Genomic DNA, 25968 nt, shown 5'->3' with positions numbered 1-25968 from the left:
AGTCTTAACCAGACAGTTCGGCCAGCAGTTCCTGCTTCCGTTCCTCGCTGGCGAACGAGGACCGGATTGAGTTCGCGGCGAGCCTGACCCGGTCGAATTCCGACAGCCCCAGAACCGTCTCAAGCTGGGCAAAGTTGGTGTCCACGTAGCCGCCGAAGTACGCCGGATCATCCGAGTTCACGCTGACGTTGAGCCCGGCAGCCAGCATCGCCGGCAGCGGGTGGGCGGCCAGCATGTCCACGGCGCGGAGCCGCACGTTCGAGAGCGGGCACACCGTCAGCGGCACGCGGTCGGTGACCAGCCGCTCCACAAGGTCCGGGTCCTCCATGCACCGGATCCCGTGGTCGATCCGCTCCACGCCCAGCACGTCCAGTGCCTCAGCAATGTACGACGGCGGGCCCTCCTCCCCCGCGTGGGCAATCTTCCGCAGGCCTGCTTCGCCGGCCCGGGCGAACAGCCTCGTGAATTTCGACGGCGGGTTGCCCACCTCCGCTGAGTCCAGGCCGATGCCGGCGATCGGCGCGTTCATCGCCAGCAGCCCGTCCAGGACCTCAAGCGCCGAGTCCTCGGACAGGTCGCGCAGGAAGGCGGCAATCAGCAGGGTGGAAATGCCGAACTCCTCCTCGGAGGTGGCGAGGACGGATGCCACACCGTTCACGCACGTCTCCAGGGAGACACCGCGAGAGAGGTGCGCCTGCGGATCCATCATGATTTCCGCGTGCCGCACCCCCGCATCCGCGGCCCGTGACAGGTAGGCGCGGGTCATGTCCGCGAAGTCCTGCTCCGTCCGGAGGACCGCCATGTTGGCGTAGTACAGGTCCAGGAACGACTGCAGGTCAGTGAACTCGTACCGGCTCCGCAGCTCGTCCAGGCCCGCATACGGCAGTTCGATCCCGTTCCGCTCCGCGAGCGCGAAGATCAGTTCCGGCTCCAGCGTCCCTTCGATGTGCAGGTGCAGTTCCGCCAGGGGCACCGGCGACGGGGGCGCCGCAAGTTCCGCCTCGTCCGAAGTCGCTGTTTCAGCTGAAAGTGCAGTGGGATCGGTCGGTTCGGCGGCGGTGTCGTAAGTGTTCACCCCGACAGAATAGTCCCCGCACAGGGCACAACCGCTAGAGTCGAACAGATGCGGACTGAAGAGTATGCTGACCCGTTGGCCGGTCTGGACTGGAGCCCGGGCTCCGACCACTCTGTTGACGGCTTCGTCCGGGTGCGCGGTGCCCGCGAGAACAACCTTCGCAACGTGGACGTGGCCGTCCCGCGCGACGCGATCGTAGCCTTTACGGGCGTCTCGGGCTCCGGCAAGTCCTCCCTGGCGTTCGGGACGATCTACGCGGAGGCACAGCGCCGGTACTTCGAATCCGTCGCGCCCTACGCCCGCCGCCTCATCCAGCAGGGCCACAATCCCAAGGTGGAGATGATCACGGGGCTGCCTCCCGCCGTCGCGCTCCAACAGCGCCGCGGGACGCCAAGCAGCCGCTCCACGGTGGGAACGGTGACCACCCTGTCCAACTCGCTGCGCATGCTGTTCTCGCGCGCGGGCAGTTACCCGGCCGGTGCCAGCCCGCTGGACTCGGACGCCTTTTCACCCAACACGGCCGCCGGCGCCTGCCCCGAGTGCCACGGCCTCGGCGTGGCACACACCGTGAGCGAGGCCTCGATGGTCCCCGACCCTTCCCTGAGCATCCGGGACGGGGCCATCGCCGCCTGGCCGACGGCGTGGCAGGGCAAGAACCTGCGCGACATCCTCACCCACCTGGGCTACGACGTCGACACCCCGTGGCGGGACCTGCCGAGAAAGGACCGCGACTGGATCCTGTTCACCGACGAGCAGCCGGTCGTGGAAATCATGCCGCAGCGCGACCGTGTGGCCAAGCCCTACAAGGGCAAGTTCTGGAGCGCCAAGAGCCATGTGCTGCACACGCTTGCGGACTCCAAGAGCAACACGATGCGCGAGCGGGTGCTCCGGTTCATGGAGACCGGACCCTGCCGGCGGTGCAGCGGCAGCGGACTCACGCCCGAGGCGCTGGCCGTCACGTTCGCCGGCAGGACCATCGCCGAACTCAACGGAGTTCCGATGGCCGAACTGGCCGACATCATCCGCCCGACCACCGAGCTGACGGACGCCGGAACCGCGTCGCGCAAGCTGCCCGCCGGCAGGCAGTCCTCCGGTGAAAGCAACGAGGTGGCCGTCGCCATCACCCGCGACCTGCTCCAGCGGATCACGATCCTGCTGGATCTGGGGCTCGGTTACCTTGCCCTGGGCCGGCCGACGCCCACCCTCTCCCCGGGCGAGATGCAGCGCCTCCGGATCGCCACCCAGCTCCGCTCTGGGCTGTTCGGCGTGGTCTATGTGCTGGACGAACCCTCCGCCGGGCTGCACCCCGCCGACGCCGAGCCCCTCCTGGCCGTGCTGGAACAGCTCAAGTCGTCCGGCAACTCCGTGTTCGTGGTGGAGCACAACATGGACCTTGTGCGCCGCGCCGACTGGCTCGTGGACGTGGGGCCGAGGGCAGGGGAAGGCGGCGGCGAAGTGCTCTACAGCGGCCCCGTGGCCGGCCTCGCCGGCGTCGAGGCCTCCGTGACGCGCCCGTTCCTGGTGCCGGGCAGCGCTTCTGGCAGCGGCTCGCCGGACGGCAGCGAGCCTGACAGCGGCGTCCGGACCACCCGCCGTCGGGAGCCTGCCGGCTGGCTGGAACTGAACGACATCACCCGCCACAACCTCCGCGGCCTCGACGCTTCCTTCCCGCTGCAGGTGCTGACGGCGGTGACCGGCGTTTCCGGTTCGGGGAAGTCGACGCTGGTCAGCCACGTGCTGGCCGAGGTGGTGGGACAGGAATTGCACGGAGGCGCAGACGCGGAGACTGCCGGCACCGGACTCGCCGGCACCGATGAGGAGCAGCCCCTGGACGCCGGCGACCCCGGGACGCCGCTGAGCGTGGGAACCGTATCCGGCCTGCACCACGTGGACCGGCTGGTGACGGTGGACCAGAAGCCGATCGGCCGCACGCCGCGGTCCAACCTGGCCACCTACACCGGGCTCTTCGACGCCGTGCGCAAAGAGTTCGCGGCCACCGACGAAGCCCGGGCGCGCGGTTACGGTGCCGGGCGCTTCTCCTTCAACGTGGCCGGCGGGCGCTGCGAGACCTGCCAGGGTGAGGGGTTTGTCGCCGTCGAACTTCTGTTCCTGCCCGGCAGCTACGGTCCCTGCCCGGAATGCGACGGGTCGCGCTACAACCCCGAAACGCTGGAAGTCACCTACCGCGGCCAGAACGTGGCCGACGTCCTGGGCATGACCGTGGACGCCGCCGCCGAATTCCTGGTCGACGTTCCCGCGCCGGCCCGCAGCCTGCAGACGCTCCGGGACGTGGGGCTGGGCTACCTCCGGCTCGGCCAGCCCGCCACCGAACTGTCCGGCGGCGAGGCCCAGCGCATCAAACTGGCTACCGAACTGCAGCGGGCGCGCCGCGGCCACACCCTGTACCTGTTGGACGAGCCCACCACCGGGCTCCATCCGGCCGACGTCCGGCTCCTCATGGCGCAGCTGCAGCGCCTCGTCGACGCCGGAAACACAGTGATCGTGGTGGAACACGAAATGGACGTGGTGGCGGAAGCGGACTGGGTGATCGATCTCGGACCGTCCGGCGGGGACGCCGGCGGCGAGATCATGGCCTCCGGAACGCCCGCCGACGTTGCCGGTTCGCCCGGCAGCCGGACTGCCCGCTACTTGGCCGCGGCGCTCGCCGGGGGCGCCCTGTAACTCGGCGGGGGTGCTTCCAAATCGCCGACTGTCAATGATTATCTCGATTTGATAACGGCGCGCAACCCCTTTAGGCTGGGGCACATGCCCGCGACGCGGGCCCATGAATGCCAGGTGCCGCCTCCACCAGTTACTGCCCGGCCGGCGGACACCGAAATGACCTCTAGTTCGTCAGGGGCGGGCAGTAGCGCGAAAACGTCCGGGGACGGACCGAGCGCGGGTGGCCTCAGGAGCATCGCAAAATGAAAAAATCGACTTTCAGCACTGCCGCGCGCCGCGGAGTCACCCTGGCCGCCGTTTCCGCCGCAACTCTGGCCCTCTCCGCCACCGCGGCCAACGCTGCAGCCCCCACCGCCACGAGCGCCTCCACCTGGGACGCCCTTGCCCAGTGCGAGAGCGGCGGTAACTGGTCCACCAATACGGGCAACGGTTTCTCCGGTGGCCTGCAGTTCACCCCGCAGACCTGGGCCGCCTACGGCGGAACCGGCTCGCCGCAGAGCGCCTCCCGCGCCCAGCAGATCGCCGTGGCCGAAAAGGTCCAGGCCAGCCAGGGCTGGGGCGCATGGCCCGCCTGCTCCGCCAAGCTCGGGCTTTCCGGCGGCGGTGGCGCTCCCGCACCGCAGATCCTGCCGCAGAGCGCGCCGGTGCAGGCCGCGCCCGTCCAGGCCCCGGTCCAGACCGCTCCCGTCACGCAGACTCCCGTGGCCGAGGCACCCGCCCAGGCCCGTCACGCCGCCGCCATCACGGTGAGCGGCGAGACCTACACGGTCCAGGAGGGCGACACCCTGAGCAAGATCGCCGACAAGCTCGGCATCCACGGCGGCTGGCAGCACCTTGCCGACGCCAACGCTGATACCATCAGCAACCCGAACCTGGTGTTCGTGGGCCAGGTTCTGCAGCTTCCTGCCTAATCCGACTGATGCGGCCGCTTAGCGGCTGAAGCTCGACGCCGGGCGGTCCCTTCGGGGGCCGCCCGGTTTTGTTGTGGCCCTGTGGCGTTAAGGATTTTCCCAGCTTTGAAGGACATAATGGACGCCTCCCAGGTCTGAGGCCGATGATCACGCACAGCGTGGCGGTCGGCCCGGTCCCACGCTGAGGCTTGGAGGTCCAGCAAGTCCACGCCTCTGTGTGCGCCAAGCCAACCGGGGCTCGGGAGAAAGGTCATGGGATCATGGCCGAGGAGCATTCCGCCGCACGGCGGCGCATAGCGGTTATCGCGCTACTGGCAATATCCCTCCTGTCATTGGATTATCCGGGGTTGGGGGGCGGAACTGCCCGGCCCATGGGCGTTGCTGCTGCATCGGCTGCCGCCGCCAGTCCGCCCGGCGTGTTCGATGCAGCGCGGGAAAACCGCCGGCCCGGCACTGCTCGCAGCCAGGTTCCCACGCATTGGTCGTCTACGGCGGCGCTGGAAGGATTTCTGGGCCAGAACGCTTCGGTGCCTCGGCGGCGGACGGTGGACCTGTACATCAGCTCCACCTTGGGCAGCATCCGCATCGAGGCCTTCCGGGTTGGTTACTACAACGGTGCCGGCCAGCGCCTGGTCTGGACATCCGGAGCCGTACGCGTCCGGAGGCAGCGCTCCTGCACCGTCCAGCGCGGCACCCGGATGGTCTGGTGCCGGTGGGCTGTGACAACCCGGGTGAACACCGCAGGCTGGCCGGAGGGGCTCTACTATCTGATACTGACGGGAGGCTCCGGCCGGGACCACATGATTCCATTGGTGGTCGAGTCCGCATCAGTTACGGGAAAAGTGGTGCTCGTCGTCAATGACTGCACCATGCAGGCCTACAACAGGTGGGGTGGCTACTCCCTCTACACCGGGCCTGGACACCGCTACAGCACACGCTCGTACAAGGTTTCCTTCGACCGGCCGTACAGCAATTTCACCGAGATCGATGAGCGGGACTCCCCTCTTGTCCGTGCCGCGGAGGCCATCCGGGAACCTGGACTGCGCCTCGCCTACACCACTGAGTCGGAGATCAGCGCGAAACCTTCCCTGGCCACCGGAGCCGCCGCGGTGATCTTTTCCGGGCACTCGGAATACTGGTCTCCGGCTTTGCGCCACAACATTGAGGCCGCCCGAAACCATGGCACCAACGTCGTTTTCTTTGGGGCGAACAACGTCTACTGGCGCACGCGTCTCGAGGCCTCCTTCACCGGGGCCAGCCGGGTCGAGGCCTGCTACCGCGAGGCGAAGCTGGATCCGTTCCGGTTCAGCCACCCGGCAGCCGTGACCACGGAATGGCGTCAAGGACCCGTGCCTGACGCGGAGCCAACGCTCACCGGCGCGGTGTACGGAGACCTGAGGTCCAGGGGCGTGTTCACTGTCACCGACCCCGGATTCTTCGCATTTGCCGGCACCGGCGCCGCGAAGGGTGCCACCTACCCCGGACTCATCTCGGGCGAAACCGATCGGGTGTACCCGACAGCGAGATACCCGCGGCTGCGGCACCCGGCGAATCTTCACATTTTCGCGCATTCCCCCGAATCCGGCCGCTACACTCGCCACGGCTGGGCGGACTCTACTTTCTACACGACAGCCTCAGGCGCCGGCGTACTCGACATGGCCTCAATCGACTGGCTGCTCGCCCAGGGCGAAGCCGCCGTCCCGGCGCGTTCGCGTGCCTTCGACCTGCATGTCACCCAAAACATCATCCGCGCCGCCGGAGCGGGTCCCTTGGCCGGCGCCATGCCCAGGGACAGCGCCCAGTGAACGCAAAAGAACGACGCCGGGCGCCCCCTGAGTGGGGACGCCCGGCGTCGTTCTTAAATCTCTACAGCGTGACGGCTGGAACCCTCAGTAAAACGGCCTTAGGCCGCGGGAATCTCCCGGACGATCCGCACCTTCCAGGCGGCGTCGTCGCTGGTGTCCAGGAGGGCGACGGTGCCTGAGGCGAGGTGGAGGGCAACCCGCTTGGCGTGCAGCAGCTCGAGGTAGAGGTGCTCGTTGACGCGGGCAGGGCTGTCGACGACGAACTTCACGGCGTCGCGGACCTTGCGGTAGTTGTCGCTGCGTTCGCGGTGCAGGTGCAGCTCAAGGGCATGACGCTGCTTGACGCGCGGCTCGTGCTTGTTCAGCCAGTTCACGGCGGCGTGGACGCCGATCACCAGGGCCAGCGAGACAGCGTAGATCCACCAGCCCGTGGACATCAGGAACAGCGGCAGGTTGGCGATGGCCACCACTGCAATGAATACGCGCAGGGCGACGAGCCGGCGCAGGGTCAGCGCAACGGAAGCAAGCGCGGTGCGGAAACGGTGCTGGTCCTTGCGCGCACCGGCCGGGTCCAGCGTAAACTCGTCCAGAACGAGGATCCCGTTCGCGTCAGCGCCCAGCATTTGGCCGTACTTCGGAACGAACAGTTGAGGCTCCTGTGACGCTTGTGAATTCGCCTCCGCGGGGGCGGACGACAGGGGCGCGGGAGAGGTAAGAGTCATGAGTTGGCTTCCAGACGCTGTTGAGGTTTCGGATATCTTAGTGGATTAATCAACCTTTCGCATGCATGGGTCCACATTGTGAACACCCCGGTGTCCATTTTGGCGGCGCGCTGTGCCCTCCGGCACTTCAATTGGCACATGGCGCCAAGGACGGCAGACTGATGGGATGCAAACCTTCCTTCCCTATCCCGATTTCCGGCAAAGCGCAGCCGCGCTGGACACCCCCCGGCTCGGCAAGCAGCGTGTAGAAGCGCTGCAGACTCTCCGCGCGCTGGTCATCCCGGAATACGGATGGCAGTCACACCCCGCCATCCGCATGTGGATGGGCCACGTTCCGGCGCTCACCATGTATGGCCTGGCGATGGTGGACGAGTGGACCAAGCGCGGCTTCGCCGACAACACGTCGGACAACATCCGGGAGTTCGCTCCGCAGGCTGCGCACCCGGACTACGCCGCCAAGATCCTGCTACCGCCGTGGCTCGGCGACCCGCAATTCCACGAGAGCCACCGCTCCAACCTGATCCGCAAGGATCCGCATTTCTACGAAGAGGTCTTCCCCGGCACGGAGCACGGCCTGGAGTACGTCTGGCCGGAGCCGCGTCACGAGTTCCTGCCGGAGGATCCCGAGGGCGAGGTTCTCTGGATTCTTCGCGAGCACGTGGGCCACGGCGATCCCGAACAACTGAACAAGGTCGGGCTGCCGGCTGTTGGGCGGGCGGGTTCTGCTGCGGGCGGTCCGGGAGCTGGCGGCGCCGCTTCCGCGGGCGCCGGGGATTCCGACGACGACTACCAGTTCGTCTACGCGGAGGAAACCTCGCGCCGGCCAGCCAAGGTGGCAAAGAAGGCCCCGGCCAAGCCGCTCGTCAAGAAGCCGTCCCGCAAGCGGCAGCGCCAGGAGGCGGCCTTCTCAACGTTGCCCGGCAAGTCGCCGGTGGCCGTTCCGTTCGACGGCGGCAGCAAGTTCGCCGTCGGAATGGTTGTGGGCCGTCCCATTACGCTCGACGACGGCCGCTTCGGACGCAATTTCGAGGTCACCGACGTCATCGACCGGTCAGAGTTCGACTATCCGGCGCTGCTGCAGGACCCCCGCGTCTTCTTCCCCGTTCCGGCGCTCTGAGGACGCGGGGGGCAGTCCTCCCCCTCGCAAGCTTGGCCTGCTGAAGGGGTTCCGCACGCGCCCGTAGTGATAGAACTCATGCAATTCGCATACAGTTGCGGTGGATCCCGCGGGACGGTGGGAGCGACGCGAACTGGGGGATGCAGAATTGGCAGGCGAAGGAGCGGCAGAGCAGGCACGGCTGGCAGCGGAGCGGGTAGCAAAGCTCAGGGAGCAGCTGGAACAGGCCGAGCGGGTAGAGAGGGCTTGGACCAAAGGCGCCGGGGGGGAAGTCCGCGTCGGGCAGGTGCTGGACGAGCTGGGTTCGAAGGGGTGGCTGGCCCTGCACGATGCCCACTGGCCCGGCCGGCCAAAGGCCAATCTTGATCACATCCTTGTTGGACCGGGCGGCATCATTGTGATCGACGCCAAGAGCTGGTCGGGGAACGTCCAGATGCGGAACGGAGTTCTCCGCCAGAACGGATATTCCAGGGAGCGGGAGGTTTCCGCCGTGGCCGATCAGGCCGCCGCTGTGGCCGCGCTCCTCGAACCACAACACCGCCGGCTTGTTCAAGCCTGGGTGTGCATGGTGGACCAGCCGGAAATGGACGAGCGGTCCACCAGCGGTGTTCGGATCCAAGGCCTCGCCACACTGAGCCGCTCCGTGGAGGCACTGCCGACTGTACTTGACGGGGCCACCGTGCAGGCCATTCACAACTACTTGCTGGGCCTGCTTTCTGGACCCACCAGCCCTCCCCTGCTGACCACGAAAGACTGGAATCCCGGACCTGCGGACCTCGGAGTTCCTTCGGGTCCGGCCGTTGCCCTGGAAACGTGGCGCTCCCGGCAGCACGCCGTCCCCGCCCCGGACATTTCCCGCAGGAACAGAAGAGCCCGCAGGAAGCCCAGGGGCTGCCTGTCGGTACTCCTCTTCTTTGCGTTGGCAATTTTTGTGCTGGGCGTTCTCCTGAATGCCTGGCCCCACGCCCCAAGGCAGGCCCCGGCCGTTCCTCGCCCGGCGCCCTCACTGATACAGCCTGTACCGCCCAGATAATGTAGGCGCTCCGCGACGGGCGCCGGAGATGGCAAACTGGCCAACATGACTATCCTCCTCGCCGGCTGCGGTGACCTTGGCACTGAAGCGGGGCTCCGCTTTGCCGCTGCCGGACACCGGGTTGTCGGCTGGCGCCGCTCACCGGACAAGCTGCCGGCTGAGATCGAGGGCGTCGCGGCGAACCTGGGTGCCCCTGACCTGCCGCCTGTCCCGGCGGACACTACCGCCGTCGTCATTGCAGTAGCCGCGGACGGCCCCACGGAGGAGGCATACCGGACCGCCTACGTGAACGGGGTTGTGCATGTGCTCGACGCCCTTGAACGCGACGGCGTGGCACCCGAACGGGTCCTTTTCGTTTCGTCCACGGCCGTGTACGGCGACGCCGCCGGCGCTTGGATTGACGAAAGCGTTCCGCCCGAACCCGGCGGATTCTCTGGCCGCATCATGCGTGAAGCCGAGGACCTGCTGTTGAAGCGTCTTAAAGGAACCGGGACCACACCTATCGTGCTCCGGCTTGGCGGAATCTACGGGCCTGGCCGCACCAGGCTCATCGACCAGGTTCGCAGCGGCGCCGCCGTCATTCCGGACCAGCCGCGCTACACCAACCGCATCCACCGCGACGACGCCGCCGGCGCCATCGTGCATCTGTGCACCATGGCTGCTGAGCCGGCTTCGGTGTACCTGGGCGTGGACGACGATCCGGCCGAATTGGGCGACGTCCTCCGCTTCCTTGCAGCTGAGTTGGAAATGACTCCCCCGCCGAAGGCTTCTCTGGGCGATGCCCGTGGCGGCAACAAACGGTGCAGCAATGCTCTGCTTCGGGGAACAGGGTTTTCGTTCAAGTACCCGTCCTTCCGTGAGGGCTACCGCGACATCCTGGCCGGCGTCGGAGTCCGTCATCCCTAGGTCCACGCAGCCCTCCAGTTAGAGTTGCGACCGAAACGACCGGGCCAAAAACTTTTTTCAAGAACTTTTTCCTTTTGGTCCGAAGTGACGCTCCTCACCCCTAAAAATGTCAGACCCCGCTGACAAAGTAGTCCCATGGAAGCGATTGGGGAGCACGGAGCGGACAGCGCAGCGGGGACTGATGTCTCCGGCGCCAGTGCCGCTGCCCTGTTGCGTGGCCGCGGGCTGCGCAGCGTTCCCGCCGCGGCTCCTGTGGCTGGCTCCCCTATGAGCGGAAAGTCCGACGGCGGTGCTGCGCCGGCAACCGCTGATCTGAGGGCGTCCCTGGCGCTGCTCGATTCGGCAATCACCGTGGCGCAGGAGGAGCTGGCCGCAGCAAACTTCGTCGAGGCGGCCGATTTCGCCGAACTCACCGAGGAGCTCTTCCGCCGCGTCGAATACTTTCAGGTCCTTGCTGCCGCCGCCGTGGACCGGGCCCGGACCGAGGCGATCAACGCCGCCGAAGCAGCCAGCCGTGCGGCCGGCTGGACCACAGGCTGGGGCACAGGCTGGGGCACAGAACCCGAAGCTGCCCCGGCGGGCACGGAATCCACACTCGTCGAGTCCACCATCACCGCCGCACCGTCCACGGCCGCCACCGCAGACACCGACGCCGACAGTGGTGCCAGCGAGAGTGCCGACGCTGCGGTTCCGGCCGTTCCCGCGCGTGCGGTGGGCTGGTCCCCGGCCGACGACGGGGCACGGAACACCCCCGACTTCCTCCGCACCCGGCTCCGGATCAGCTCCACCGAAGCACGCCGCCGGCTCGCCCTGGCCAACGCCATCCTCCCCCGCACCGGACTCGCCGGCCGCCCCATCCCGCCAGAACACGAAGAAACCGCCGCAGCCCTCACCGCCGGAATCATCTCCTCCCGCGCCGGCACCATCATCACCACCGCCCTGGACAAAGTCCGCCACATCCCCGACCCCGCCACGATCGCCCACATGGAACACAACCTCACCCAAACCGCGATCGAAAACGACCACGACTTCCTCACCCGCATCGCCCACCGCTGGATCGACGCCCTCGACCAGGACGGCACCGAACCCTCCGAAGAAAACCTCCGCCACCGCCAAGGCGTCTTCATCGGCCCCAAACGCGGAGGCCTCCACCACCTCGAAATCCACGCCACCACCGACCAATACGAAGCCCTCACCACCGCCATGAACACCGCCACCAACCCCCGCACTACCACCCCCAACACCACCAACTGCGGGAACGACAAGAACGACAACAGCAGCAGCAGCGGCGGCGGCGGCGCTGGGCGCGGCAGCGGCGCTGAGCGCGGCGACGGCGGTGAGCGCACCGACCTCGACGCGGCATTCAACAGCACCCACGTCCCGGACCTGGACCGCCGCACCCTGGCCCAACAACGCCTCGACGGCCTCGTCGGCGCCGCCAAGGCCGCCCTCGCCGCCGGCACCCTGCCCACCACCGGAGGACTCCGCCCCCAAGTCATGGTCACCGTCTCCTACAAAGACCTCCTCGGCAGCATCGAAACCACCGCCGCCCAAGGCCCCCGCTACAACAGAAACCGCACCAACACCCGGCCAAGCCCCACGCCAACAAACGACACCCGGCAAACCACCAGCAACCAGCCAACAGACCCACCCGGCCGGCAGGCCAGCGGCCCAGTACTCCTGCCAGGCACCTGGCAGATCAGCGATCCCGAACCGCCGGCAAGCACCCCACAGGACAACTGGCAAACCAGCAGCCCCGAAGCCCGGTTCTTCGGCACGCCCGCAGGCACACCCACCGGCAGCGGAACCTTCACCTATACCGGCCCCGTCACCGCCTCCACCATCCGCAAAATCGCCTGCGACGCCGACATCATCCCCATCCTCCTCAGCAGCCAAGGCAGAATCCTCGACATCGGCCGCACCACCAGGATCTTCCCGCCCCACATCCGCAAAGCCCTTCACGCCCGCGACCAAGGCTGCGCCTTCCCCAACTGCACCATCCCCGCCACCTGGTGCGAAGCCCACCACATCACCTACTGGTCACGCGGCGGACCCACCAGCACCGACAACGGCGTCCTCCTCTGCACCCACCACCACCACCTCATCCACAAGGAACAATGGAAAATCCACGTCCGCAACGGCGTTCCCTGGTTCATCCCGCCACCCCACATCGACCCACGCCAACAACCCCGACAAAACCACCACCACAAAACATGAGGCGGCGGGTGAACCCGTGTCCCGGGAGGCCAGGGCGGCGCCGAACCACGGAAGCGCCTGGCCCCAATACCCGGGACCAGGCGCTTCCGATGAAGCGAAACCTGCGGCTGCTATGCGTCCTGCCAGCCGCTGCCTTCGGTGAACGTGGCAACGAGCGTGCCAACGCCCGCCTGAAGGGAATTCGAGGGATCCTCATACAGGGAAGCTTCCGTCGCCCGGCTGTGGGTGATGAGCTGCTCGGCTTCGAGCTTGGCTTCAGGCACTGTGGCTCCGACGATCCCGGTGCGGGCTGGAAGCGTGGGGGTGTGCACTACCTCGGCATTGGTCTCGGAGAGCGGGATGGTGGTCCCGGGTCGAATCTCGTCGTGCGGGAACTCGAATTCGGCGTCGTCAGGGCCAGCGGGAATCGTGTACTCCAGGAAGTAGTTCATCACCCCAGCCTTGCAGATAACCGGCGCGCCAGAAACCCCGAAAGAAACTCCGCTCCTACCGCCCGGCCGCGTAGCCCTGCGCACCGCGCGGATTCGCGGCAGCCTGCATCACGCCGGTCCTGGGATCGCGGACGACGGCGGACAGTCGTCCCAAGGTCCAGTCGCCTGCCTTGGTGATCCGGTGTCCCCGTGCCTCGAGCCCGGCGATAATGTCATCGCCCAGCCGATCCTCGACCACGGCACCGCCGGGTTCCCAAGTGCGTGGCCAGAAGGACCCTGGCATCGATGTCGTGTGGAACGCCGGTGCATCGATGGCCTGTTGCGGCGAGTAGCCTCCGACGATGGTCCGCAGCAGGTACAGCAGCTGCCACTGGTCCTGCTGGTCTCCCCCAGGCGAGCCGAGCGCGGAAACAGCAACGCCGTCCCGCAGCACCAGCGTTGGTGTCAGCGTGGTCCGCGGGCGCTTGCCCGGGGTCAGCGTGGACGGCGTTCCAGGCTCGAGCCATGTCATCTGCAACCTTGTGCCCAGGCAAAACCCGAGCTCAGGGATCGCCGGCGAAGACTGCAGCCAGCCGCCGGACGGCGTCGCCGAAACCATGTTGCCCCAACGGTCCACGACGTCGATGTGGCATGTGTCCCCCCGCATTTCCCCGTTGGACAACACGGCCGGTTCGCCGGGGCCGGTTTCGCGGGAACTGGCTTCGCCGACCGTGGGATCGCCGAGTGTGGGTTCGCCGACACCGGCAGCAGCAGCGGCGGAACGTCCGCGGCTGGAAGCGGACGGACCTCCCAAAGCGGGCTCTCCGCCGTCGTCATTAGACGGCGCAGGCGGGACGTACCCGGTCCGAAGCGCGGGAACGTACGGCTCACGCCCGGGAACGGAGCCAGGACGGAACTCGTGCGACGCCTCTTCAGTAATCAGCTCCCGGCGCGACGCCGCGTAGTCGTCAGACAGCAGGTAATCGAGCGGCACGTCCCCGTCGCCGTAGTAGGCCTCGCGGTCCGCCAGTGCGAGCTTCTGCGCCTCCAGAATCGTGTGCGCCCCGAGCTCCGTGGACGGGTCGAGGTGATCGTCGTCAAAGCCGGCCAGGATCGTGAGCGTCTGCAGCAGGGCCGGCCCCTGACCCCACGGGCCGGTCTTGGCGATCGTGTGCCCGCGGAACTCAAACGTGGCGGGTTCCTCGTACGACGCGCGGAAGCCGGCCATGTCGGCCATCGTCATGACGCCGCGGTGGTCGGTCCCGGACGAGTGGCGGTGGGGCGTGCGAACGCTTTCGGCCATGGCCCGGGCCACGAAGCCCTCGCTCCATTCCCGGCGGGCGGCGTCGATGCGCTGCTCGCGGGTGTGCGCCGGCTCTGCCGCGAATGCCTCGCCGAGGCCCGCGCCAGCCTGCACCAGTTTCTGCAGCGTTCGAGCAAGCGACGGATTCCGGACCAGGTCGCCTTCCTCCGGGATACGCCCATCCGGCATCCACAGTTCGGCAGAAGTGGGCCAGTGCTCCCGGAACAGCTCCGCCACAGCCGAGATCGTGCTGCAGACACGGGCCAAAACCGGGTGGCCGTCGCGGGCGTACCGGATGGCGAAATCCAGGACTTCGGCCAGTTCCCACGTTCCGTGGTCCCTCAGCAGCAACAGCCAGGCGTCGACGGCGCCGGGAACCGCCGCGGCGAGCGCACCTGAGCCGGGCACCAGTTCCAGGCCTTCTCCACGGAAGTGCTGGACCGTCGCTGCCGCCGGGGCCGGACCCTGGCCCATCAGGACGATGGGTTTTCCGGGCCCTGCCGCTGTGCTGAAGACGCCGGTCATGTCGCCGCCGGGCCCGTTGAGGTGCGGTTCCACCACGTACAACACGAAGGCTGCGGCCGTGGCCGCATCGAAGGCGTTGCCGCCGCGCTCCAGCACGGCCTGCGCAGTGCCGGTGGCAAGCCAATGAGTGCTGGCGGCCATGCCGAATGTGCCCTGCAGCGTAGGACGGGTGGTAAAAGTCTCCGGCCTCGTAAAACTCATAGGCGCTACTGTAGTCACGGGTTTCCGCCCCGCTCCGGATAGGGCGCCCGCGACACGCTCCGCCCGGACAGGCTACTACTTGCCCAGACCGGCCCTCCGCAGGGCTTCAGCCATGGCGGTGTCAGCCTGGGCTGGCCGCTGGCCGGGCTGCTTTGGCTGCCGCCTGTCGCTGTTGCGGCCTGCCGCAGACTGGCCTGGTTCGTTCCCCTGGCGCGGTCCGGGCTTTCCGCCACCCTTGCCGGGATCGCCCGTCCGGTTGCGGCCGCCGCCACCCCGTTCCCCGGACTGCCGGCCCGCAACCGGCCGGTCGCCGGGCGAGCCCGGTTCGTCGTCGAGCCTCAGCGTGAGCGAAATGCGCTTCCGCTCCGGATCAGCCTCCAGCACCTTCACCCGGACCACCTGTCCGGACTTGACCACCTCACGAGGATCGGCGACGAACCGGTTGGCGAGGGCAGACACGTGCACCAGCCCGTCCTGGTGCACCCCAACGTCCACGAAGGCGCCGAACGCGGCCACGTTGGTGACGGTGCCCTCAAGAACCATCCCGGGCCTCAGGTCGGAAATCTTCTCGATGCCCTCGGAGAACGCCGCCGCCTTGAACGCCGGGCGCGGATCACGTCCCGGCTTCTCCAGCTCGGCGATGATGTCGCGAACCGTCGGAAGCCCGAAGGATCCGTCCACAAAATCGGCAGGGTTCAGCCGTCCGGCATCGGCCAACGGAGCGAGCCCCGACGCCCCGGAAGCACCGGAACCGCGGCCGGCACCCGCCGCCGTCAGGATCTTCCGGGCCACCGCATACGCCTCCGGGTGCACGCTGGAGGCGTCCAGCGGCTCCGCTCCCCCGGTGATCCGCAGGAACCCGGCGCACTGTTCGAAGGCCTTGGCACCAAGCCGCGGCACCTTCTTCAGCTCGCTGCGCTTGGCGAACGGCCCGTTTTCGTTGCGGTACGCCACGATGTTCTCGCTCAGCAGCGGCCCTACGCCGGCCACGCGGCTCAGCAGAGCCGGCGACGCCGTGTTCACATCCACGCCCACGGCGTTCACGCAGTCCTCCACCACGGCATCCAGGCTGCGGTCCAGCTTCGATGCGGTGACGTCGTGCTGGTACTGCCCAACACCGATCGACTTCGGATCGATTTTCACCAGCTCGGCCAGCGGGTCCTGCAGCCTGCGGGCGATGGACACCGCCCCGCGCAGGGACACGTCCATCCCGGGGAGTTCGGCGGCGGCCAGGGCTGATGCTGAGTACACGGAGGCGCCCGCCTCGGACACCACCAGCTTCTGCGGCGCCGCCGCAGCCGCGCCGGCAGCCGAAGTGAGCTGCTTGATCAGGTCGGCCGCGAGCTTGTCCGTTTCGCGCGACGCCGTGCCATTGCCAATGGCCACGAGTTCGACGGCGTGCTGCCGCGCCAGCCGGGTCAGCGTCGCCAGCGCCTCGTCCCATTTGCGGGCCGGTGCATGCGGATAGACGGTGTCCGTGGCCACCACCTTGCCGGTCTTATCGACCACGGCCACCTTCACGCCGGTCCGCAGCCCGGGGTCGAGGCCCAGGGTGGCGCGGTTTCCGGCGGGCGCCGCCAGCAGCACGTCCCGCAGGTTGGCGGCGAAAACCCGCACGGCCTCGTCCTCCGCGGCCGCGAACATCCGTCCCCGCAGGTCCGCCGTCAGCCGCGCAAGGACCCGGGACCGCCACGCCACCTGCGCGGTCTGGAGCAGCCAGGCGTCGGCGGGCCGGCCGCGGTCCGCAACCCCGAGGAACCGGGCCACGGCGGATTCGTAACGGGTGCGTGCGGCGGCGAGGGCGTCGTCGTCGGCCGGATCCGCCTCGGCGAGGTCCAGCTCGAGCACGCCGTCCTTCTCACCGCGCAGCAGCGCCAGGACCCGGTGCGACGGCATCCCGGACGGCGCCTGCGAAAAGTCGAAGTAGTCCGCGAACTTCTGCCCCTCGGATTCCTTGCCCGTCTTCACCCGCGACACCATCCGGCCCTGCGTCCACAGCCGTTCACGCAGGTTCTCCGCCAGATCCGGATCCTGGGCAACGCGCTCCACGAGGATCGCCCGTGCACCCGCGAGCGCGGCAGCGGCGTCGTCCACGGCGTGGTCCGCGTTCAGGTATTTGGCCGCCTCACGCTCCGGGTCGAGTTCGGGGCGCTTAAGCAAGGCGTCGGCGAGCGGTTCCAGGCCGGCCTCGCGCGCAATCTGCGCCTTGGTGCGCCGCTTGGACTTGAAGGGCAGGTAGATGTCCTCGAGCCGGGACTTCGTATCGGCGGCGACGACGGCGGCCTGCAGTTCCGGGGTCAGCTTCCCCTGCGCGGCAATCGCCTCCAGGACAGCACGACGGCGGTCCTCCAGTTCGCGGAGGTAGCGCAGCCGCTCGTCGAGCTCGCGGAGCTGGCCGTCGTCGAGCGTCCCGGTGGCTTCCTTGCGGTAGCGGGCGATGAAGGGAACGGTTGACCCGCCGTCGAGCAGTTCCACGGCTGCCTTCACCTGCCAGGTCTTCACCCCGAGTTCGGAGGCGATCTGTTCCGCGATGCGGGCGGCCACATCGTCCGGGCCGTGGCCGCCGACCGGTCCGGGCGCTGGGGTTTCCTTCGGCTTGGTCCCGGAGGCGGGGTTTGGCACGGGCGTGGCGGAGTGCTGCGGCTGTTGGGTCACCAGAACATTTTGCCCTACGAGCCCGCTTCCGGGCCGAATCCGGGTTGCAGTGGCGGACCAAGCCGCACTACCCACGGCCGTCCTTAAGTGGTGTAGTGACTGTATGCAGCGGGGGTCATCGACTGAGGCGGCACATCATGCAGGAATTGCTCATCATTCTTCAGGACGGCTTCAACGACGATGAAGTCGCCATCACGGTCAACGGCAAGGAGGCCAGGTACGACCGCGATGTCACCACCCGCGAGCTTCTGGGCATGGCCGAGGAAGTCTCCGTTGAACTGCCGGCCAAGGGCGCAACGGTGGGGGTTGAAGTCACCAGCCGCAATCTCAGCGCGGAAATGAAGCTCCACGGCAGGCCACGGAGCCTGCTTGTGTCCATTGAGGACGGCGAGCTCGTGCTCGCCGAGGGGACTGGCCGCGAGGCATTCCTCTAGCGCGGGTCCCGAGGAGCCGTGTCCGCCTCTGACAGGGCTTCGTCCAGCACCTTCCCGAAATTCGCGGCGTCGTGCGCGAACCGGCCGAGGAACAGACCCGACACGCCGTCCAGTGTGGGCAGCAGGCCGGGCTTCGCGGAGCCGCCGTAAATGACGGGCAGATCCTGCAGCGCGTGGGTGCTGAGCAGTTTCCGCAAAATACGCACGACGGCGGACACGTACTCCGCGCTGGCGGGCTCGGCGGCGCCGATGGCCCAGACGGGTTCATAGGCGATGACCAGCCGGGCGGCCAGGTCCCAGTCGCCACCGACGGCGGCCTCGATCTGGCCGTAGACGAACCGGGCGGCGGATTCGGCACCGGCGTCGGTAATGCTGTCAGTCCCACGTGCTTCCTCCCCCACGCAGAGCAGCGGGGTGACGCCGGCGCCGTCGGCCGCCCTGACCTTGAGCGCGATCATGGCGTCGTCCTCGGCGAAGTGCCGCCGTCGTTCGGCATGCCCGATCTCCACGAGACCCACGCCCAGCTCGGCAAGCAGCGACGGCGAAAGCTCGCCCGTCCACGGACCGTCGGCCCAGCCGCAGTTCTGGGCACCCAGGACCAGCGGCGACCCGGCGACGATCCCACCTGCCGCGGGAAGCATGGGGAAAGAGGGAATCACAAACGGGACCACCCGCCCGGCCGCGAGGGCCGGGCGGGCGTCCACCTGTTGGCGCAGTTCATCCAGCCAGCGCAGGCTGTCCCGGTAGCCCAGATACATCTTGGTGCTGACGCCGACGAACGTCGTGCCGGTGTCCTTGATGGCCTGGCTGAGCTGGGTCACGGGGTTTCCTGCCTTTGCTGGGTGTTGCTGCTGCGGGTGTTGCTGCGCCTCAGTTGCTTGCTGTTGACTACTTTTCCAGCAGGGCCTGCGGCTCGGCAGTCCCGGCGTTCCCGGGAGCGTCGGTTTCCAGCAGGTCGTCGGCCTTGTTCTTGAACTTCCGGGTGCCGATCATCATGGCCGCGGCGAGGAACGGCAGCACACCGAGTGCGTAGACGCCCATGGTTCCGGTGTCCGAGGCGGTCACCTGGTTGACGGTGGTCCGCAGGATCGGGGCCACGAAGCCGCCCAGGTTGCCCAGCGAGTTGATGAGCCCGATGCCCGCAGCGGCGGCGGTTCCGGTGAGGAACGCCGTCGGGTAGGACCAGGCGATGGGGCCGATGGACAGGAAGCTGCACACCGCGAGGGTGATGAATACGATGCCCAGCGCCGGCAGGTGGTTGGCGCCGGCCCACGCGGAACCGAAGATGCAGAGGCCTGTGGAGATGAACAGCCCGGTGCCCCAGACGCGGCGGCGGATCACGGTGTTGGCAGCCTTGCCGATGAAGTAGCAGGCGAAGATGCCGAAGAACCATGGGATGGCGGCCATGAGGCCGACGGCGAGGCCCACCTTCTGGCCGGTCAGCTGGGACACCTGCTGCGGCAGGTAGAAGGTCACGCCGTACACGGCGATCTGCAGGCAGAAGTAGATGACGGTGAAGTACCAGACGCGGCCGTTCTTCATGGCTGCCAGGACGCCGCGCGGGCCGGATTCTTCCTTGACCGTGTCCTCGAGGGCCATGACATCCTGCAGGGCCTTCTTCTCGTCCTTGTTCAGGAACTTGGCGTCCTGCGGGCTGTTGATCAGGAAGAAGTAGGCAGCGACGCCTGCCAGCACGGCGAGCATGCCCTCGACGAAGAACATGACCTGCCAGCCCTGGATGCCGGGAACCTGGTCGCCGATGTTGATCAGCCAGCCGGAGAGCGGGGCACCCATCATCTGGGAGAACGGCTGGGCCAGGTAGAAGATGGCGAACATCTTGACGCGGACCTTGTTCGGGAACCAGGCGGCGAGGAACATGATCACGCCCGGGAAGAGCCCGGCCTCGGTCACGCCCAGCAGGAACCGCAGGATCACGAAGGAGGTCTCGTCCTGCACGAAGGCGAAGCAGGCGGAGACGATGCCCCAGGTGACGGCGATGCGTGCCAGCCACACCTTGGCGCCGAACCTGGTCAGCAGCAGGTTGCTGGGAATTTCGAACAGGGCGTAGCCGATGAAGAAGATGCCGGCGCCCAGGGCGTAGGCGCCCGCGCTGATGCCCTTGTCGGCTTCAAGGGCGGCCTCGGCGAAGCCCACGTTGGTGCGGTCCAGGAAGGCCACGACGTACAGGATGACGAGCATCGGCATGAGCCGGAAGGAAGCCTTGGAGATGGCCGATTTGAGGATCGGCGAATCCAGCAGCTCCTTCGTTGCGGATGAGTTGGTGACAGTCATTCAAACTCCTCTTTGAGTGAAAGTGAGCAAATCAGGGCACAGCAGATGGAACCGTTCCGGCGGAACGGGTCCCGGGTAATTCAGGTTGTTACAGCGAAAAACTCAGAGCCCAAAGGCGATGAGCAGCACGCCGGCGAGGCAGGCGAGGACGCCAATGGCCAGGTAGATCTTGCGTTCCTTGGTCCACGAGCTCAGCATTGTGGTCCTTTCCAGTGCATGTAGGGGCCTAGTGCATGTAGAGGCCGCCATCCACGTTCAGCGTCTGGCCGGAGATGTACCCGGCGTCCTCGCTGATGAGGAAGGCGATGGCTGCCGCGATGTCCCGGGTGGAACCGACGCGGTTCACCACGAGGTCCTTGACCAGTTCGTCCTTGCGTTCCTGGCTGAGGGTGCCGCCCATGATGTCGGTGTCGATGGGACCCGGCGAGATGGCGTTGACCGTGATGTCGTACTCCCCCAGTTCGCGGGCCGTGGAGCGGGTCAGGCCGATCACGCCGGCCTTGGCCACGGAGTAGGGGGTCTTGGAGAACGTTCCGCCGCCACGCTGCGCGGAGACGGAGGAGATGTTCACGATGCGGCCGATCCCGTTTTTCACCATGGATTCGGCGACCCGGCGGGTGGCGTAGTGGACACCGTTGAGATTGATGTTCAGCACGCGGTCCCACTCAGCGCTGTCGAGTTCCAGATACGGGACCGGCGAGCTCACGCCGGCAACGTTTGCGAGGGCCACGATCTGCGGGAGTTCTGCCTCGATCGAGTCAATTGCCGCGCGGACTGAGGCCTCGTCGGCGACGTTCGCACCCACGCCGTGGGCCTTCACGCCGTACTGGCTGGCGATCTCCTTGGCTGTCGCCTGGCACATGGCGTCATCGAGGTCGATGATGCCGATGTTCCAGCCCTGCTCTGCCAGGTAGTTGACGGTGGCACGGCCGATGCCGCGCTCAGACACGGCTCCGGTGACGATGGCCGTGCGCTCGGACGGAAAAGTGCTCATGGATGTGCTCCTAAGTCGTAAGGGACCGTTGCTGCCGGGCGGAATCACAGGCAGCAACCGGATGAATCGGGCAGCACAGCACAACAGGCGGGCAGCTGCTGGGTGCAGCGCCCAACTGCCGTAGTGCTTTGGTGAAGTGGTGCTTAGTTGATCGGTGCCCTTAGCTGATCGGTGCCGGGCCGAGCTCCTCGATGAGCTTCTGCATCGCGACGTAGGCCTTGTTGCGGTAGGCGATCAGCTCGGGGGTGCGCTCGGCCGGGACATTCAGGAATCCTGCGCCGGTCTTGGTGCCCAGCTTGCCCGCCTCCACGAGGTCCGTGAGGATCTTGGGGGTGGCGAAGCGCTCCGGGAAGTCGGTCTGCAGCGACTTGTAGCAGAAGTTGTAGACATCCAGGCCGGCCATGTCGGCGATCGCGAACGGGCCGAAGAACGGCAGCCGGAAGCCGAAGGTCGTGCGGACCAGCGTGTCCACGTCCTCCGCCGTCGCGATGCCCTGCTCCACCAGCTGTGCGGCCTCGTGGAAGAGCGCGTACTGCAGGCGGTTCAGCACGAATCCGGTGACGTCCTTGACCACGGCCGTTTCCTTGTTGGCGGAGTGGACCAGGTCGCGGACCGCGGCAACCGTCTCGGTGGAGGTGCCCTCGTGCGGGATGATTTCGACGCCGGGGATGAACGGCGACGGGTTGGAGAAGTGCACGCCCAGGAAACGCTCCGGGTTGGCCACCGGCTGGGAGAGCTCCGCGATGGAAATCGTGGAGGTGTTGGAGCCGATGATGGCGTCCGGACGGGCGGCGGCACTGATGCGGGCCAGGGTCTCGTGCTTGATGCCAATGACCTCGGGCACGGCCTCCTCGATGAAGTCGGCGTCAGCCACGGCTTCCTCGATGTCCTTCGCAGCCCAGAGGTTCTGCTTCAGGATCTCGGTGGAGCCTTCGGGGAACAGCCCGTCGGCCACGAACTGGTCGGACTCGGTGAGCAGGCGCTCGTAGTTCTTCTGTGCTACTTCGGCGGATACGTCGGCGAGGGCAACGCGGGCACCGCCAAGGGCGAGGACCTGCGCGATGCCGCCGCCCATGTACCCGGATCCGACGACGGCGAACTTGCGCAGGCTGGTGGGTGTTTCGGTCATGTTCAGTCGGCCTTCGTGTAGTCGGGTTCGTACGAGCAGATGGCGTCCACCTTTGCGGCGGAGGAGGAGTTCTCATCGAAGCGGTGGCCCAGCCATTCGCCCACGAGCTTCTTGGCGAGTTCCAGCCCGATGACGCGCTGGCCCATGGTGAGGACCTGGGCGTTGTTGCTGAGGACAGAGCGTTCCACGGAGTAGCTGTCGTGAGCGGTGACGGCGCGGATGCCGGGGACCTTGTTCGCGGCGATGGCCACGCCGAGGCCGGTGCCGCAGATCAGGAGCGCGCGGTCCGCTTCGCCTTCGGCCACCTTGCGGGCCGCGGCCACGGCCAGGTGCGGGTACGCGGTGGAGTAGTTGGCGGCGACGCCGATGTCCTCGACGGAGGCAACGCGCGGGTCCGCCTCCAACAGGGCCTTCAGTGCTTCCTTGTATTCGACGCCGGCCTCATCGTTGCCGATGACAATTCGCCAGCCTTCCGTGTTGCTCATTCCGTTGCTCCGTTTCCGGCCGTCGAGGCCATGGGGGACGCGGCCGGCGTGGAACCGGCCGCATCTGATGCGAGGTAGGTGGCCACCCGTTCGGCGATCAGTCCGAACGAGACTGCGCCGGGGTCCGGGTGGCCGAGGCTCTTCTCAGCCAGCGGGCGGGCGCGGCCCTTGAGGGGGCGCAGGTCCGCGGTCTGGCGGGCTGCTTCGTTCGCCGCAGCAGCGGCGGCGGTGAGGGCGCCACCCAGGGAGGTACCGCCGTCGAACGCGTCTTTGAACGCGTCCCGGAACGGCAGGAGCGCGTCAACCATGGTCTTGTCCCCCGGCTCTGCCTTGCCGAGTTCGGTGATGGCGTTCGTGAAGGCGGACACGGCGGCGGACGCGTCCCCGGCGGCGTACGACTCCCGGTTGCCGAGCGCGAGGCCGGCGGCCATCACGGCCGTTCCCCACAGCGCGCCGGAGGTTCCGCCGGCGCGTTCGCTCCAGGCCTCGCCCGCGGCGGTGAGCACGCGTTCAACCGAAGCACCGGCTTCGGCGTTCTGCTCACCGGCTGCGGCAGCCGCATCAACGCCGCGGCGCATGCCGATGCCGTGGTCGCCGTCGCCGGCAATCGCATCCAGGTCACCGAGTTCCGCTTCGTGTTCGACGACGACGTCCCGCACCTGGGCGAGGACGGCGGCTGCCAGCCGGCCCAGGTTGGCGGACGCCGCGGTTGCCTTCTCGGTGTCCGCTTCGGCCGCCTCGTCGGTGCCGGTGACTTCGCGGCGGGCGCGCGGCGCGGTGTTGCCCTTGCGGTAGGCAGGGGTGTCGGCCGGCGCGGCCCAGAACTGCTCGAGTTCGTCGTCGAGCCACAACAGGGTCAGGGAGAGCCCGGACATGTCCAGGCTCGTGACGAGCTCGCCGCACTCCGGTTCAACGACGGTCAGGTTGGCGGCGTTGAGGAGCTTTTCGATCTTGCCGAAGAGGAGGAACAGCTCGTCGTACTTGACCGTGCCCAGGCCGTTGACGATGGCCACCACGCGGCTGCCGGCGTCATCCGGCTTGTCCTCGAGCAGCCGCGACACCAGCAGTTCGGCGAGCTCCGAGGCTGTGGGCATGGGGTGTTCGGAGATGCCCGGTTCGCCGTGGATGCCCAGGCCCAGCGACATCTGCCCGGCCGGAACATGGAACAGCGGTTCGGCTGCGCCGGGAAGGGTGCAGCCGTCGAAGGCCACGCCCAGTGAGCGCGTGCGGTAGTTCGTCTTGATGGCAAGGCGCTCCACCTCGTCCAGGTTCAGGCCCGCCTCGGCCGCGGCGCCCGCGACCTTGAAGACCGTGAGATCGCCGGCGATGCCGCGGCGCTTCTCGATCTGGTCCACGGGTGCGCTGGCGATGTCATCCGTGACCAGCACCGTGCGCGTCTCAATGCCCTCGGCGTTGAGACGGAGCTGCGCCTGGCCGAAGTGCAGCACGTCGCCGGCGTAGTTGCCGTAGCTCAGCAGCACCCCGCCGCCGGCGTTGGCTGCCTTGGCCACGCGGTAGACCTGTCCGGCGGCCGGGGACGCGAACATGTTGCCGCACGCGGAGCCGGCTGCCAGGCCGGGCCCGACCAGGCCGGCGAAGGCCGGGTAGTGTCCGGAGCCGCCGCCCACCACCAGGGCGACCTGGCCGTCGGGGATCTCGGTGGAGCGGACGACGCCGCCGTCCACGCGGGCAACGTACCCGCGGTTGGCGGCAACGAAGCCGTCCAGCGCCTCATCTGCGAAATCAGCGGGATTGTCGAAGATCTGAGTCATGGTTCCTCATTGAATCCGGGGTTGGGTGATAGTTCTGGTTGGGTCCCGAGCGGGCGCCGCTAGCGGGCGACGGCGACGGGCTGCTGCCGTCCCTGCGCCACCTGGCTCGTGCCGAGCGCGTAGCCATCGTGCTTGGGCAGGACGTGGCGGCGCAGGTAGTCCTGGTTGCTGGCCGTGACGGTGAGGCCGTCGCCGCCGTAGTGCTCGGTGCAGATGATGCCCTGGTAACCCACCGACAGGGCCACTTTGAATGCCTCGCGGTAGTTGATGAGGCCGCTTTCCATCGGGGCGGGCATGGCAACGTACATGTCGCGGGCCACGTCCTCGTCGCGGATGTAGTTCTTCATGTGCCAGTAGTTTGAGTACGGCAGGGTCTTGGCAACCATTTCCCGCCAGTCCTCGATGGGCCGGTGCAGGCGGATCAGGTTGCCCAGGTCCGGGTTGAGGCCGACGTTGGACATGCCAATGTCCTGGACGAACTGCACGGACGAGTCCGCGGTGCCGATGAAGGTGTCCTCGTACATCTCGAGCGAGAGCAGGACGCCCACTTCTGCAGCGTGCCGGCCCAGTTCCTGGAAACGGGCGACGGCGTTGTTCCAGGCTTCCGTGTCCCCCACCGGATCCTTATAGCCTTCGACGGTCCAGAACCAGAGCTGCTTCTGCTGCTCCGGGGTGATGGCCTGGTGCAGGCCGAAGGAGACAACCTCACAGCCGAGCTCTGCGGCGGCATCGATGGTGCGGTGGCTGTAGGCCAGGTTGTCCTCCCACCTGCCCTCCTGGATGATGCTCCGGCGGATGGCGGAGATGACCGGGATGCCGATGCCGACGCTGTCAGCCGTCTGCTTGAACTCGGCGAGCCGCTCCTTACTCAGGTCGCCCGGGCGGACCCAGCTGTCGGTGAGGTCGGCGTTGGCGAAGCCTGCTTCCTTGACCTCTGTGAAGACCTCGGCCCAGGCGGCGGCGTCTGCGTCGTTGATGTGGGCGCCCTGGGCATCGACGCCCGGGAACTGCAGCAGTGCCGCAGTGATGGGCCAGTTGTCGGCGGTGTAAGCCATTGGTGTTCACTCCCTCGTGGAATCCTGTTTCCTATAGGATTTACTATCCAGTAGGCGTTGTCAAGGTCACACGTTCGTTCAGCAGTCGCTATTGGGCGACCATCGAAGATCCTATAGGGATGATCCTGCGCTGTGAAGTGTCTCACTCCTCCGCGGCATCAGGTCCTTGTTTTCCCCACGCTACTCCTCCCCCGACTGGGTAGCAGCAGAGGGCGTTCCCAAGGCTGGGAACGCCCTCTGCTGCT

Annotated in this window: 20 protein-coding genes; 8 read left to right on the top strand and 12 right to left on the bottom strand. The window is 67.4% G+C overall.

Going from position 1 to position 25968, the window contains the following annotated elements; genetic code table 11:
• Positions 1-4: 4 nt before the first annotated feature.
• The gene (locus ACFRAH_RS02510) at positions 5-973 is read right to left on the bottom strand and encodes an adenosine deaminase (RefSeq protein ID WP_377989511.1); all 969 of its coding nucleotides are present in this window, start codon (positions 971-973) and stop codon (positions 5-7) included.
• Positions 974-1123: 150 nt separating this feature from the next.
• On the opposite strand from ACFRAH_RS02510, the gene ACFRAH_RS02505 reads away from it, so the two are divergent.
• The 3 genes from ACFRAH_RS02505 to ACFRAH_RS02495 all read left to right on the top strand — a co-directional run bounded on the left by ACFRAH_RS02505 (position 1124) and on the right by ACFRAH_RS02495 (position 6473).
• Positions 1124-3757 (top strand): ABC transporter, encoded by a 2634-nt coding sequence (locus ACFRAH_RS02505; protein ID WP_377989333.1) that lies wholly within the window; start codon positions 1124-1126, stop codon positions 3755-3757.
• 242 nt (positions 3758-3999) lie between these two features.
• Complete coding sequence (locus ACFRAH_RS02500; RefSeq protein ID WP_377989332.1) at positions 4000-4668, top strand: transglycosylase family protein; 669 nt, start codon at positions 4000-4002, stop codon at positions 4666-4668.
• A gap of 260 nt (positions 4669-4928) precedes the next feature.
• Positions 4929-6473: a N,N-dimethylformamidase beta subunit family domain-containing protein gene (locus ACFRAH_RS02495; protein ID WP_377989331.1), complete on the top strand. Its 1545-nt coding sequence runs from the start codon at positions 4929-4931 to the stop codon at positions 6471-6473.
• 98 nt (positions 6474-6571) lie between these two features.
• Here the strand turns inward: ACFRAH_RS02495 and ACFRAH_RS02490 are convergent, their stop codons facing one another.
• The gene (locus ACFRAH_RS02490; protein ID WP_377989330.1) at positions 6572-7195 is read right to left on the bottom strand and encodes a hypothetical protein; all 624 of its coding nucleotides are present in this window, start codon (positions 7193-7195) and stop codon (positions 6572-6574) included.
• 166 nt (positions 7196-7361) lie between these two features.
• Here ACFRAH_RS02490 and ACFRAH_RS02485 point away from each other — a divergent pair, with 166 nt between their 5' ends.
• The 4 genes from ACFRAH_RS02485 to ACFRAH_RS02470 all read left to right on the top strand — a co-directional run bounded on the left by ACFRAH_RS02485 (position 7362) and on the right by ACFRAH_RS02470 (position 12468).
• Positions 7362-8312, top strand: coding sequence for an MSMEG_6728 family protein (locus ACFRAH_RS02485; protein ID WP_377989329.1), 951 nt, complete (start codon positions 7362-7364; stop codon positions 8310-8312).
• Between the two features lie 148 nt (positions 8313-8460).
• Complete coding sequence (locus tag ACFRAH_RS02480) at positions 8461-9345, top strand: nuclease-related domain-containing protein (RefSeq protein WP_377989328.1); 885 nt, start codon at positions 8461-8463, stop codon at positions 9343-9345.
• Between the two features lie 45 nt (positions 9346-9390).
• Positions 9391-10251, top strand: a complete 861-nt coding sequence (locus tag ACFRAH_RS02475; RefSeq protein WP_377989327.1) for an SDR family oxidoreductase — start codon at positions 9391-9393, stop codon at positions 10249-10251.
• A 135-nt stretch (positions 10252-10386) separates the two neighbouring features.
• Positions 10387-12468, top strand: a complete 2082-nt coding sequence (locus ACFRAH_RS02470) for a DUF222 domain-containing protein (protein WP_377989326.1) — start codon at positions 10387-10389, stop codon at positions 12466-12468.
• Between the two features lie 110 nt (positions 12469-12578).
• Here ACFRAH_RS02470 and ACFRAH_RS02465 read toward each other — a convergent pair whose 3' ends face one another.
• The 3 genes from ACFRAH_RS02465 to ACFRAH_RS02455 all read right to left on the bottom strand — a co-directional run bounded on the left by ACFRAH_RS02465 (position 12579) and on the right by ACFRAH_RS02455 (position 17451).
• Positions 12579-12899 carry a hypothetical protein gene (locus ACFRAH_RS02465; RefSeq protein ID WP_377989325.1) on the bottom strand — a complete coding sequence of 107 codons (321 nt, stop codon included), beginning with the start codon at positions 12897-12899 and terminating at the stop codon, positions 12579-12581.
• A 55-nt stretch (positions 12900-12954) separates the two neighbouring features.
• A complete protein-coding gene (locus tag ACFRAH_RS02460; protein ID WP_377989324.1) occupies positions 12955-14907 on the bottom strand; it encodes a gamma-glutamyltransferase family protein in 1953 nt (650 codons plus the stop codon).
• 75 nt (positions 14908-14982) lie between these two features.
• Positions 14983-17451 (bottom strand): Tex family protein, encoded by a 2469-nt coding sequence (locus ACFRAH_RS02455; RefSeq protein WP_377989510.1) that lies wholly within the window; start codon positions 17449-17451, stop codon positions 14983-14985.
• A gap of 248 nt (positions 17452-17699) precedes the next feature.
• On the opposite strand from ACFRAH_RS02455, the gene ACFRAH_RS02450 reads away from it, so the two are divergent.
• Positions 17700-17996, top strand: coding sequence for a hypothetical protein (locus ACFRAH_RS02450; protein WP_377989323.1), 297 nt, complete (start codon positions 17700-17702; stop codon positions 17994-17996).
• Here the strand turns inward: ACFRAH_RS02450 and ACFRAH_RS02445 are convergent.
• The 7 genes from ACFRAH_RS02445 to ACFRAH_RS02415 form a co-directional block, all read right to left on the bottom strand.
• Positions 17993-18817 (bottom strand): triose-phosphate isomerase family protein, encoded by an 825-nt coding sequence (locus tag ACFRAH_RS02445; protein WP_377989322.1) that lies wholly within the window; start codon positions 18815-18817, stop codon positions 17993-17995. The genes ACFRAH_RS02450 and ACFRAH_RS02445 overlap by 4 nt on opposite strands.
• Positions 18818-18884: 67 nt before the next feature.
• Entirely contained in the window at positions 18885-20288 is a 1404-nt protein-coding gene (locus ACFRAH_RS02440) for an MFS transporter (protein WP_377989321.1), read from the bottom strand.
• 226 nt (positions 20289-20514) lie between these two features.
• Positions 20515-21282 carry an SDR family NAD(P)-dependent oxidoreductase gene (locus tag ACFRAH_RS02435; protein ID WP_377989320.1) on the bottom strand — a complete coding sequence of 256 codons (768 nt, stop codon included), beginning with the start codon at positions 21280-21282 and terminating at the stop codon, positions 20515-20517.
• 160 nt (positions 21283-21442) lie between these two features.
• The gene (locus ACFRAH_RS02430) at positions 21443-22411 is read right to left on the bottom strand and encodes a 3-hydroxyacyl-CoA dehydrogenase family protein (RefSeq protein WP_377989319.1); all 969 of its coding nucleotides are present in this window, start codon (positions 22409-22411) and stop codon (positions 21443-21445) included.
• A 2-nt stretch (positions 22412-22413) separates the two neighbouring features.
• A complete protein-coding gene (locus ACFRAH_RS02425) occupies positions 22414-22896 on the bottom strand; it encodes a ribose-5-phosphate isomerase (protein ID WP_377989318.1) in 483 nt (160 codons plus the stop codon).
• Positions 22893-24668, bottom strand: a complete 1776-nt coding sequence (dhaL, locus tag ACFRAH_RS02420) for a dihydroxyacetone kinase subunit DhaL (protein ID WP_377989317.1) — start codon at positions 24666-24668, stop codon at positions 22893-22895. Before dhaL ends, ACFRAH_RS02425 begins: the two co-directional genes overlap by 4 nt.
• A gap of 59 nt (positions 24669-24727) precedes the next feature.
• On the bottom strand, positions 24728-25723 hold the full coding sequence (locus tag ACFRAH_RS02415) for a sugar phosphate isomerase/epimerase family protein (protein WP_377989316.1): 996 nt from the start codon (positions 25721-25723) through the stop codon (positions 24728-24730).
• Between the last annotated feature and the right edge of the window lie 245 nt (positions 25724-25968).

It is taken from the genome of Arthrobacter sp. NPDC056727 (assembly GCF_042790555.1).
Taxonomy (GTDB): Bacteria; Actinomycetota; Actinomycetes; order Actinomycetales; family Micrococcaceae; genus Arthrobacter.
The sequence above is the reverse complement of the archived record's forward strand: the minus strand, read 5'-3'. Positions and strand labels throughout refer to the sequence as shown.

Bases quoted from the DNA above. Each gene is read 5' to 3' on its own strand.
- ACFRAH_RS02495 (WP_377989331.1), top strand. From the start codon at position 4,929: ATGGCCGAGGAGCATTCCGCCGCACGGCGGCGCATAGCGGTTATCGCG.
- dhaL (WP_377989317.1), bottom strand. From the start codon at position 24,668: ATGACTCAGATCTTCGACAATCCCGCTGATTTCGCAGATGAGGCGCTG.
- ACFRAH_RS02490 (WP_377989330.1), bottom strand. From the start codon at position 7,195: ATGACTCTTACCTCTCCCGCGCCCCTGTCGTCCGCCCCCGCGGAGGCG.
- ACFRAH_RS02500 (WP_377989332.1), top strand. From the start codon at position 4,000: ATGAAAAAATCGACTTTCAGCACTGCCGCGCGCCGCGGAGTCACCCTG.
- ACFRAH_RS02430 (WP_377989319.1), bottom strand. From the start codon at position 22,411: ATGACCGAAACACCCACCAGCCTGCGCAAGTTCGCCGTCGTCGGATCC.
- ACFRAH_RS02475 (WP_377989327.1), top strand. From the start codon at position 9,391: ATGACTATCCTCCTCGCCGGCTGCGGTGACCTTGGCACTGAAGCGGGG.
- ACFRAH_RS02415 (WP_377989316.1), bottom strand. From the start codon at position 25,723: ATGGCTTACACCGCCGACAACTGGCCCATCACTGCGGCACTGCTGCAG.
- ACFRAH_RS02460 (WP_377989324.1), bottom strand. From the start codon at position 14,907: ATGAGTTTTACGAGGCCGGAGACTTTTACCACCCGTCCTACGCTGCAG.
- ACFRAH_RS02505 (WP_377989333.1), top strand. From the start codon at position 1,124: ATGCGGACTGAAGAGTATGCTGACCCGTTGGCCGGTCTGGACTGGAGC.
- ACFRAH_RS02470 (WP_377989326.1), top strand. From the start codon at position 10,387: ATGGAAGCGATTGGGGAGCACGGAGCGGACAGCGCAGCGGGGACTGAT.
- ACFRAH_RS02450 (WP_377989323.1), top strand. From the start codon at position 17,700: ATGCAGGAATTGCTCATCATTCTTCAGGACGGCTTCAACGACGATGAA.
- ACFRAH_RS02435 (WP_377989320.1), bottom strand. From the start codon at position 21,282: ATGAGCACTTTTCCGTCCGAGCGCACGGCCATCGTCACCGGAGCCGTG.
- ACFRAH_RS02425 (WP_377989318.1), bottom strand. From the start codon at position 22,896: ATGAGCAACACGGAAGGCTGGCGAATTGTCATCGGCAACGATGAGGCC.
- ACFRAH_RS02485 (WP_377989329.1), top strand. From the start codon at position 7,362: ATGCAAACCTTCCTTCCCTATCCCGATTTCCGGCAAAGCGCAGCCGCG.
- ACFRAH_RS02465 (WP_377989325.1), bottom strand. From the start codon at position 12,899: ATGAACTACTTCCTGGAGTACACGATTCCCGCTGGCCCTGACGACGCC.
- ACFRAH_RS02440 (WP_377989321.1), bottom strand. From the start codon at position 20,288: ATGACTGTCACCAACTCATCCGCAACGAAGGAGCTGCTGGATTCGCCG.